Raw genomic sequence first — 1,242 nt, 5'->3', positions numbered from 1 at the left:
TGCAGCTTCTGCCCCTCCTGATCGGTCAACCTGCGCACACGGACGGGCTCTGCCACCACACCCCCAACGATCGGACGGACGTCGCCGCACATCCAACCGCCGCCATCACCAACCCGGCGAACCTTCCCGGTCAGAGCACTAGGCGACGACCCCGACGGCAATCCCTACGTGCCGCGCCGCAATACCGGCCAAGACCCCTACCACCTGGCCACCGCCGTGCAATGTAACTGGACCCGCTTCCTGAAGCTCGTCGAACGCGCCCTACCCACGGGCCCCGGCGGCCTGCCCGACCTGGAGAAGGCACTCACCCTGGTACGCGGTAGGCCGTTCGGGGGCGCCCCGCTGCCGTGGGCCCTACCAGCAGGAGATGACCACCCGCATCATCGATGTCGCGCACACCGTCGCCACCTACCAAACCTCCCCCGGCCCTCACCACGACCTCCACACCGCACGCCAGGCCGTCGCAACGGGCCTCGACGCCGACCACGCCGCCGAGCTCCTCTACCGCGAGTGGTGCCGCCTCAAACATGCCGCCGGAAACCGGCAAGGACTGCACACCACGATCACCCGCATCGACGGTCCGACTGCCGGTACTGCCGAGTACGCGCTGATGCCAGCCTGGGAACGTATCCCCGACGGCGTGACCGTCGAGCAGGGGCCGCCGCGCTGCCGATGGCGGCCGAGACGGCGTGGCGCGCGCTCGACGACCTCGGCGTCCAGCCGGGTGAGCTGCTGCTCGTCCACAGCGCGGGCACCACCGTGGGTGAGGCGGCGACTCAGCGGCAAGGACGCGGCCGCGTGCGTAGTGCCCATGAACCTCAAGACCTGTCTGGCGGCCCATCATGTCACTCCCGACTATGCGGCCCCTGGCCGGTATGGACTGGCCCACCGGCGGATCGGGCGGTTCGCCGCGACCGACACCGCTCGCAACAGGTGACTGCCTACGGAAAGGGCATGGCCGAACGCGTCAGGCTACTGGCCGGAGGCCACATCGATCGTGCCGCGCTTCGCGCTGCACCGGGGTATTCGGGTAATCACCACAGCCGGGCAGACCCGGGCAGCAGCTCTGGAAGAGTTCGGCGACCCCGGTTCGTTCCACTGCAGGGCCAGCATGTTGCCCTCCTGCGGGGCGGTGTCCTTCAGCAGAAAGCCCGCACTGCCGTGGCCGAGCGCCCGCAGGACGTTGTCGCGTTCCCCGAACGTCGTCAGGATCAGCACCCGTACCCCCGGCGCGGCACGGCC

Annotated in this window: 2 pseudogenes; one reads left to right on the top strand and one right to left on the bottom strand. The window is 69.6% G+C overall.

Features of this window, described 5'->3' with window-relative positions:
* Positions 1-132: 132 nt before the first annotated feature.
* Positions 133-574, top strand: a pseudogene (locus tag ACZ6IM_RS42650) (bacterial transcriptional activator domain-containing protein); the annotation flags it as partial.
* A gap of 398 nt (positions 575-972) precedes the next feature.
* Here the strand turns inward: ACZ6IM_RS42650 and ACZ6IM_RS42645 are convergent.
* Positions 973-1,242, bottom strand: a pseudogene (locus tag ACZ6IM_RS42645) (hypothetical protein); the annotation flags it as partial.

The sequence above is a fragment of the Streptomyces sp. NPDC042336 genome (assembly GCF_055581985.1).
Note: the sequence above shows the minus strand (reverse complement) of the source record. Positions and strands in the feature narration are given on the sequence as shown.